At 39.7% G+C, this 6,683-nt stretch carries 16 protein-coding genes and 1 pseudogene; 14 read left to right on the forward strand and 3 right to left on the reverse strand.

From position 1 onward, the window contains the following. From B9T16_RS24040 to B9T16_RS24105, 14 genes are all read left to right on the forward strand, one after another. Positions 1 to 490 (forward strand): hypothetical protein (locus B9T16_RS24040; protein WP_410245960.1); only part of this gene is annotated, 490 nt, incomplete at its 5' end. Between the two features lie 91 nt (positions 491 to 581). Then, complete coding sequence (locus B9T16_RS24045; protein WP_410245961.1) at positions 582 to 1,043, forward strand: hypothetical protein; 462 nt, start codon at positions 582 to 584, stop codon at positions 1,041 to 1,043. Between the two features lie 69 nt (positions 1,044 to 1,112). Next, positions 1,113 to 1,337, forward strand: a complete 225-nt coding sequence (vap15, locus tag B9T16_RS24050) for a type II toxin-antitoxin system VapB15 family antitoxin (protein WP_410245962.1) — start codon at positions 1,113 to 1,115, stop codon at positions 1,335 to 1,337. A gap of 90 nt (positions 1,338 to 1,427) precedes the next feature. Beyond that, on the forward strand, positions 1,428 to 1,778 hold the full coding sequence (locus B9T16_RS24055; protein WP_410245963.1) for a DUF433 domain-containing protein: 351 nt from the start codon (positions 1,428 to 1,430) through the stop codon (positions 1,776 to 1,778). Positions 1,779 to 1,781: 3 nt separating this feature from the next. Further along, positions 1,782 to 2,120: a DUF5615 family PIN-like protein gene (locus B9T16_RS24060; RefSeq protein WP_410245964.1), complete on the forward strand. Its 339-nt coding sequence runs from the start codon at positions 1,782 to 1,784 to the stop codon at positions 2,118 to 2,120. 39 nt (positions 2,121 to 2,159) lie between these two features. After that, positions 2,160 to 2,369, forward strand: a complete 210-nt coding sequence (locus B9T16_RS24065; RefSeq protein ID WP_410245965.1) for a hypothetical protein — start codon at positions 2,160 to 2,162, stop codon at positions 2,367 to 2,369. A gap of 110 nt (positions 2,370 to 2,479) precedes the next feature. Next, a complete protein-coding gene (gene vap15, locus B9T16_RS24070; protein ID WP_410245966.1) occupies positions 2,480 to 2,692 on the forward strand; it encodes a type II toxin-antitoxin system VapB15 family antitoxin in 213 nt (70 codons plus the stop codon). Between the two features lie 174 nt (positions 2,693 to 2,866). Further along, positions 2,867 to 3,322 carry a hypothetical protein gene (locus tag B9T16_RS24075; RefSeq protein WP_410245967.1) on the forward strand — a complete coding sequence of 152 codons (456 nt, stop codon included), beginning with the start codon at positions 2,867 to 2,869 and terminating at the stop codon, positions 3,320 to 3,322. After that, entirely contained in the window at positions 3,312 to 3,563 is a 252-nt protein-coding gene (locus B9T16_RS24080; RefSeq protein WP_410245968.1) for a PIN domain-containing protein, read from the forward strand. The genes B9T16_RS24075 and B9T16_RS24080 overlap by 11 nt, the downstream gene beginning before the upstream one ends. A gap of 19 nt (positions 3,564 to 3,582) precedes the next feature. Next, a complete protein-coding gene (locus B9T16_RS24085; protein ID WP_410245971.1) occupies positions 3,583 to 3,702 on the forward strand; it encodes a hypothetical protein in 120 nt (39 codons plus the stop codon). A gap of 142 nt (positions 3,703 to 3,844) precedes the next feature. Beyond that, positions 3,845 to 4,114, forward strand: coding sequence for a hypothetical protein (locus tag B9T16_RS24090; RefSeq protein WP_152088648.1), 270 nt, complete (start codon positions 3,845 to 3,847; stop codon positions 4,112 to 4,114). 66 nt (positions 4,115 to 4,180) lie between these two features. Next, positions 4,181 to 4,378 (forward strand): hypothetical protein, encoded by a 198-nt coding sequence (locus tag B9T16_RS24095; RefSeq protein ID WP_006617882.1) that lies wholly within the window; start codon positions 4,181 to 4,183, stop codon positions 4,376 to 4,378. Further along, positions 4,375 to 4,782 (forward strand): type II toxin-antitoxin system VapC family toxin, encoded by a 408-nt coding sequence (locus B9T16_RS24100; protein WP_410245969.1) that lies wholly within the window; start codon positions 4,375 to 4,377, stop codon positions 4,780 to 4,782. Before B9T16_RS24095 ends, B9T16_RS24100 begins: the two co-directional genes overlap by 4 nt. 183 nt (positions 4,783 to 4,965) lie before the next feature. Continuing rightward, complete coding sequence (locus B9T16_RS24105; RefSeq protein ID WP_410223212.1) at positions 4,966 to 5,055, forward strand: hypothetical protein; 90 nt, start codon at positions 4,966 to 4,968, stop codon at positions 5,053 to 5,055. 8 nt (positions 5,056 to 5,063) lie between these two features. Here B9T16_RS24105 and B9T16_RS24110 read toward each other — a convergent pair whose 3' ends face one another. The 3 genes and pseudogenes from B9T16_RS24110 to B9T16_RS24120 all read right to left on the reverse strand — a co-directional run. Then, complete coding sequence (locus tag B9T16_RS24110) at positions 5,064 to 5,270, reverse strand: hypothetical protein (RefSeq protein ID WP_006617880.1); 207 nt, start codon at positions 5,268 to 5,270, stop codon at positions 5,064 to 5,066. A 124-nt stretch (positions 5,271 to 5,394) separates the two neighbouring features. Beyond that, complete coding sequence (locus tag B9T16_RS24115; protein WP_410245970.1) at positions 5,395 to 6,567, reverse strand: group II intron reverse transcriptase; 1,173 nt, start codon at positions 6,565 to 6,567, stop codon at positions 5,395 to 5,397. After that, positions 6,557 to 6,683 (reverse strand): annotated as a pseudogene (locus B9T16_RS24120) (HNH endonuclease); the annotation flags it as partial. The gene B9T16_RS24115 and the pseudogene B9T16_RS24120, both read right to left, overlap by 11 nt.

Here is a 6,683-nt window from a genome sequence, read left to right on the forward strand (position 1 = left end):
CATCACAACGGATTCATTACCACAACAAAATCACAAAACTTTGCAATCCTCTCTTGCTTTGTTTAGTCCAATGGCAAGTTGCTTTWTTTTCTTTCTAAACCCGTTTACATTACCCCTTGTTTTTATCCTAATTATGGTTTTAACAGGATTAACAATTTTGTTCGGAATACTGATGATTTTAGTTGTTTTTTTTGGTGAAGAAATGACAAAAATAGATAAACTTTACTCTTTTGTAACTGGAATTTCTATCATTGCACTGTCCTATTTTATCTTAAAATTACCTGCGTTTTTTCCTGGTTATTTTGTGGTGATTGCTTACACAGGCATTTTATCATTTGCAATTACTTTGCCATTTCATTTCAACTTAAGGCATCAAAACATAAAAAAAAGTTTTACTTTTAATTGGAAGAGTTTTTACGATACAAACCGTGGTTACTTAATAGTTTCCTTAGTGATTTTATTTTTTTACTTTAATACTCGTTGTTTTTGACTTAATAAAATATATCTATTTTCACTTCCTTGTTTTAATTGGAAACTCCCCTAATCCAATAGATGAGTGGTCCCATCAAGCTATTTTTAATATGGCATTATTTTTGTATAACACGAATATGATTTGGTTTATATTGGMAATTTTAATTGCTGCAAGCATTGCAGTTGGATTTTTAACTGAAAACAAAAATAGATTACCTAAAAACAAAAAAGGTAATGCCCTAAGAAATTCTGTTATCACTTCTTTAGTATTATTCTCTGTGGGTTTTTGTTCAGGCTTTATCCCTGGGTTATTTTATTTAGATGTTATTTTATGTATAGGCATTGGACTTGTTATAGGCTTAATCTTTGGCTTATTAGAAGGATATCCTTGCTTAAACTATTTTTCACTACGCCTAACCCTGTGGCTAACAGGTCAAATGCCCTGGAATATTACCCACTTTCTGGACTACTGCACGGAACGCCTCATCCTGCAACGAGTGGGGAACCGCTACCGCTTCATCCATCGCCTCGTGCAAGAACACTTCGCTAAACTGGAAATCCAGAAAGAGTAAAGCGTATCGAAGAAAATCCTTTCTTAACACCCAGTCAAAATATTACTGTATTATCAACCCCATAAAACCATGAACCCAACTCCATATCAACTTTCCCTCAGCTTTGAACAAGTTTTGAGCCTAGTCAAACAACTGCCAGAGGCGGACAAATTAAAACTCAGTGAAGCGTTATCCAAAGAATTGCTAGATAGCAAACTGACTCATCTTCTCGAAAGTTTCAAGACTGATGAAATCTCCTTAGCAGAAATTACCCAAGAAGTCGAAACCGTCCGAACAGAAATTTATCGCCACTAAATTTGCCATTCTTGTACATACCCAGATACATAGAACCCCGGTTTCTGAAAACTTGGCTATAATCGGATCAACCCTTACCCTTTTCTCAACATGACATTCACCACCGATAATCCTGTAACCTGGCAATACCTAGAAATTGATGCTCAAAATCAGGCAAAAATTGCCAATAGTCGCGTTTCAGTTTCCCAACTGATTCAAGAAAAACACGCCCACGGGTGGAGTCCAGAAGAACTGCACTTTCAACACCCAGAAATTCCCCTGGCTGCTATTTATTCAGCCCTCAGTTATTACTACACCTATCAAACCCAAATTGATGCTCAAATCATTCAAGAACAGGAAGAAATCCATACCCTGCAAGCCGATTTAATTAAAATGGGAGTGGGTCATCATACCGCCGATTTTAAACAGGCACTTCAGCAAAAACGGCAGCAGCAGGGATAAAAAATGGCAATCTCCTACTATTTCGATGCGCCAGTGCATCGAGCGATTAAAATTGGTTTACAACTGAGAGGGGTTGATGTTATGACTGCTCAAGAAGACAATAATAGTAGTGCTATTGATGAAATGATTTTGAGTCGTTCTGTGCAACTTAATCGTCCCCTCGTAACCACCGATCACGATTTTTTAGTTTTGGCTAAAAAATCTGTTGATCAAGGTGAAAACTTTGTAGGAATTTTCTTTTTAAATCCGAAAATTTCCATTGGTTATGCAATAGAAGAGTTAGAGTTTTATGCCAAACTTGGCGAATTGGCAGATTTCACCAATCAAGTTATTTTTGTCTGATGTTAACCTGCTATCGCTTTATGGATTAGAGTCAAACCGATGAACTTTGTTGTTTGCATCAAAAACACAGACTATCCAACATCCCTAGAAGTTCGCAAGATTTATCAAGTCTTACCGGACTCAAAAGCGAATAGCCATCAAATGCTGCGAATCATTGATGAATCCGGGGAAGATTACCTCTATCCTAACGCCTATTTTATGCCCATTGAACTATCTCCTCCTCTGCAACAAGTTCTGGAAATGTCTTAGATTTAGTGGAATCAAAGAAACCGGGTTTCTGTCAAGGTTTCTGTATCCTAACCGAGATATTCATAGAAACCCAGTTTCTCGGCATTTAGTTACAATGAGATGAGTTAACGATGAACCCAACGCACTATCAACTTTCCCTCAGCTTTGAACAAGTTTTGAGCCTAGTCAAACAACTGCCAGCGGCTGACAAATTAAAACTCAGTGAAGCGTTATCCAAAGAATTGCTAGATAGCCAACTAACTCATCTTCTCGAAAATTTCAAGGCTAATGAAATCTCCTTAGAAGAAATTACCCAAGAAGTCGAAAAGGACAGAAATTCATGACCAGCAACCTGCCCAGTTTTGTGCATTCTAATCCAGCTACATAGAAACCTGGTTTCTGGAAAATTGGCTATAATAGTCGTAACCCCCTTAGCAACTCCTCAACTTAAATCAGTTTAAGGATGAGTTGGCGTAAATTAAGTACAATTAGAAATCAATCACTAATCAGAAAGACTCATGCTGAACATACAACTAGACCCAGAAACCGAAGCCCGTTTAGTGGAAATTTTAGCCAGGGAAAAAACGACCAGCGATGAATTGATTAAACGCTTGGTTCAAGAACGCTGGTTAAGTTTACAACCCCGCCAAACTATTGTCGAAAGATTGGGCGGACATCCTGAACATCTGTTAGAAGATGCGCCGCCTGATTTGTCCGAAAGGACTAATCGCAAAAAGGCGATGTCTAATTACGAAGAAATTCTGCATCAAGCTCAAACTTTAACCTCAGATGAGCAAAAACTTCTGTTAAAAGATCTAGCCACCCTAGTTTCTCAGGGTGAACCCTCTCAAGAGGCGCAAAACACTACTGAATCACCCCGACTGAACTTGAATCGATGGCGTGGTTTTTTACCCAAGCGTGTCGATGCTCTGAAATTTCAATTAAAACTTCGACAAGAATGGGATGCCGAATAAATACCTTCTGGATACTAATATCCTGATTTATTATTTTAATAATCAGCCTGAAGTTCAGGATGTATTTGAGGAAATTGACATCCGACAAGCAGAGGGATTTTACTGTCAAATTACTTGGATTGAATTGCTTTTTTACCCTGGTCTAACCGAAGAACAAGCCAATGAAATGCGAGAATTTTTAAGGCTAATTAACTGCGTATCATTGACCGAAGCCGTTNTTAGATACTGCGGCGACAATTAGACGAACTTATCGCTTAAAACTGGCTGATGGTGTCATTGCCGCTTGTGCTTTAGTCACCGGATGTATTTTGGTAACTCGCAACGTTGATGATTTTAAGCGCATTGACGGGTTAAGTTTATGGAATCCATTTGATAATTGATGTCGTCAATAAACCTGGTTTCTGGAAATTTGGCTATAATAGTAGTCACCCCCCCTTAGCGACTCCTCAACTTAAATCGGTTTAAGGATGAGTTGGCGTAAATCAGGTACAATTAGACATCAATCCAAAATCAGAGGGATTCATGCTGAACATACAACTAGACCCCGAAACCGAAGCCCGTTTAGTGGAAATTTTAGCCAAGGAAAAAACGACCAGCGATGAATTGATTAAACGCTTGGTTCAAGAACGCTGGTTAAGTTTACAACCCCGCAAGACTATTGTCGAAAGACGTGGAGGACATCCTGAACATCTGTTAGAAGATGCACCGCCTGATTTGTCCGAAAGGGCTAATCGCAAAAAGGCGATCGCTCATTATTTGCAAAAGAAATATCCTCAATATGATTTGCCATGACCTATTATCCTGTAATTATTGGATATAAACGGCTGAAATTAGCAGTAAACATTGAAGGATAAAATCATGCCCATTATTAAAATTTCTAAGCAGTATTTAATTGACCAAAATGAGGAATTTATTACCGTAGATGTGCCTGCTTCAGTGGTAGCCCTCTGGCAACGGGATTATGCCAAGGTTGCCCAAGCCAAGGGATTGCTAAAAGATAAGCGAGACAAAATCCGGGCGCATCTCGACACAATTCGTCAGGAGTGGGAGCGATGAAGTATCTCTACGACACCAACATATTTATTGACTACTTGGCTGACGAAGCAGCAATCTTGCCATTTTTCTCAGAATCATTTATCAGACAAAATGAGGTGATTATTTCCTGCATTGTGCGAATTGAGTTGCTGAGTTTMCCAGAATTATCCAATGAGGAAGAAGCGGTCATTACTGATTTGTTGATGCAGTTTGAACAAGTCCCCCTACTGCCCCAAATTGAAGATCGCACCATTCAATTACGGCGACATAACCGCCTCAAACTTCCCGATGCCCTGATTGCGGCAACTGCATTGCACTGCTCTGCTTGTGTGATGACTAGAAATGTGGATGACTTCAAGCGCGTACCTGAGTTAACATTATGTAATCCCTTTGAAGGGGTGAAGGAGGGTAATGATACAGATTAACCATTCCCCACCCAAGCTGCCAAATCATTTGTAACGGCTAATGGGCGAAGAAAAAATTTTGTTTAACGGCAGTTTACTAATACTTAGCTTATGAAAATTACAGCAATTATTCATCCAGCAGAAGAAGGTGGCTATTGGGCATAAGTTCCAGCACTTCCGGGTTGTATTACCGAGGGAGATACTATAGAAGAGGTTCGGCAAAATTTACAAGATGCTGTTCAGGGGTGGCTCACTGTTGCGAATAATAGCCTAAACAAAATAGAGCCAACATAGTCATCGGCTCAAATATCTTGTAAAATTTCTGGCGTTAAGCCTCGTTGTTGTGCTTTGTCTGAAATTTCTGCCATCACCTCAGTTAAACGCTTGTCGTATAAGTTTCCTCGTAAAAATAACTCAACAATATGACTTAACTGTTTCTGGATTTCCGGGTTAGCCTGTTCAAATGCCACCTTAATCTCTTCATCAACTTGAAGAATAATACTAGCCATAGTTTTCTTGTCCATTGTCAAGTTAGGATTAGGGGTCGAGATAGACCTCACGGTCTACCCCTCCCATTCAAAACCGTACTTGAGACTTTCACCTCATACGGCTCCTAGTCTGACCGTCTCTTTGTTAAGAGTACAGCGACATCTCTATGTCAAGAGCTGTCTTATCATCGCGGGTGTGGCGATGCAATAGTTGAAGATTCTTGTATTCATCCTTTCCGCCATGGCTTCTAGGTACAATGTGGTCTACTTCAATTAAATCTGATGGGGTAAAGAATTGCCCACACCAGGTACATCTACCTTTTTGTTTCTTGAGTAGTTTTGCTACCCTAATTGGCGTATCGATTGCTTGTCCTCTCCTGGTTGCCCAGTAAGTCCAATTTCCGTCGTATGGTGTGGCGTCAGGGCGTATCAGGGTATGTCTGACAATCGGAGTCCAATTATGTTTCCATAGTTGGTATCCATCTTTAGTCTGGAACAACCAAGATTCATGTCTTTCTTTCCCATTGCTAAGTTTAATCGTTCCATGTCTGAAATAATTACTTAGCTTTTCGTAGTTCACCCCTTTGCATCTTGATGCTGTCCATGCCCGTAACATTTGCCAGATTATATTGTCTAGTTTAGTGAAGGTCTCTGCTGAGACTACCGCTGAATAATAGTTTGACCMTCCCCGAATAATCGGGTTTAGTTTACTAATCAGGGTTGATTGAGGTGTTGTTCTATATTGTTTTATTACACCTTTAATCACTTCTGTGTGGGCTTTGATTGCTTTATTACTGGGTTTGATGTGGGTTTTGTGGCCGATTAATCGGCTTGCTGCTCCACCAGTTTTTCCAGATTTATATTTTCCTACCAGATATTGCCTGATATTGAATCCTAGAAAATCGAACCCTGGATTCTCTGTCTTACCGTCATACTCAATAGTTTTGAGTGTGTGACAGATTCGAGTCTTTTCAGGTTTTATTTCTAGTCCTACAGGTTTTAGCCATTCAGAAATAGCAGTCTTGCACTGTTCAATGATTCCTAGGTCTTTGGAGATGACCACAAAATCATCGGCATATCTTATAAGGTTCACCTGAGTGGTTGTTCCTTTATTAGGATATATTTCTTTAACTAGCCTTTCTATTCCCAACAGTGCGATGTTGGCGAGTATTGGACTTATTACCCCTCCTTGGGGTGTCCCTGTTTCTGTATCCTCGAATACACCGTTATCTAGCACTCCCGCTTTGAGCCATTGTTTCAGGTCTCTTTTTAGGCTGCTTGGACAATGAATTTTGGACAGTAGGTATTCATGGTTCACGGTAAGAGCATTTTGCTATATCCGCGTCAAGAACATAGTACTGTCCTTGATTTATGGCAGTATAAATTCTGCTAATTGCGTCATGGGCTGACCGTCCTGGACGGAACCCATAGCTT

Source organism: Arthrospira sp. PCC 8006, from assembly GCF_046480465.1.
Taxonomy (GTDB): Bacteria; Cyanobacteriota; Cyanobacteriia; order Cyanobacteriales; family Microcoleaceae; genus Limnospira; species Limnospira platensis.

Bases quoted from the DNA above. Each gene is read 5' to 3' on its own strand.
- vap15 (WP_410245962.1), top strand. From the start codon at position 1,113: ATGAACCCAACTCCATATCAACTTTCCCTCAGCTTTGAACAAGTTTTG.
- B9T16_RS24055 (WP_410245963.1), top strand. From the start codon at position 1,428: ATGACATTCACCACCGATAATCCTGTAACCTGGCAATACCTAGAAATT.
- B9T16_RS24060 (WP_410245964.1), top strand. From the start codon at position 1,782: ATGGCAATCTCCTACTATTTCGATGCGCCAGTGCATCGAGCGATTAAA.
- B9T16_RS24065 (WP_410245965.1), top strand. From the start codon at position 2,160: ATGAACTTTGTTGTTTGCATCAAAAACACAGACTATCCAACATCCCTA.
- vap15 (WP_410245966.1), top strand. From the start codon at position 2,480: ATGAACCCAACGCACTATCAACTTTCCCTCAGCTTTGAACAAGTTTTG.
- B9T16_RS24075 (WP_410245967.1), top strand. From the start codon at position 2,867: ATGCTGAACATACAACTAGACCCAGAAACCGAAGCCCGTTTAGTGGAA.
- B9T16_RS24090 (WP_152088648.1), top strand. From the start codon at position 3,845: ATGCTGAACATACAACTAGACCCCGAAACCGAAGCCCGTTTAGTGGAA.
- B9T16_RS24095 (WP_006617882.1), top strand. From the start codon at position 4,181: ATGCCCATTATTAAAATTTCTAAGCAGTATTTAATTGACCAAAATGAG.
- B9T16_RS24110 (WP_006617880.1), bottom strand. From the start codon at position 5,270: ATGGCTAGTATTATTCTTCAAGTTGATGAAGAGATTAAGGTGGCATTT.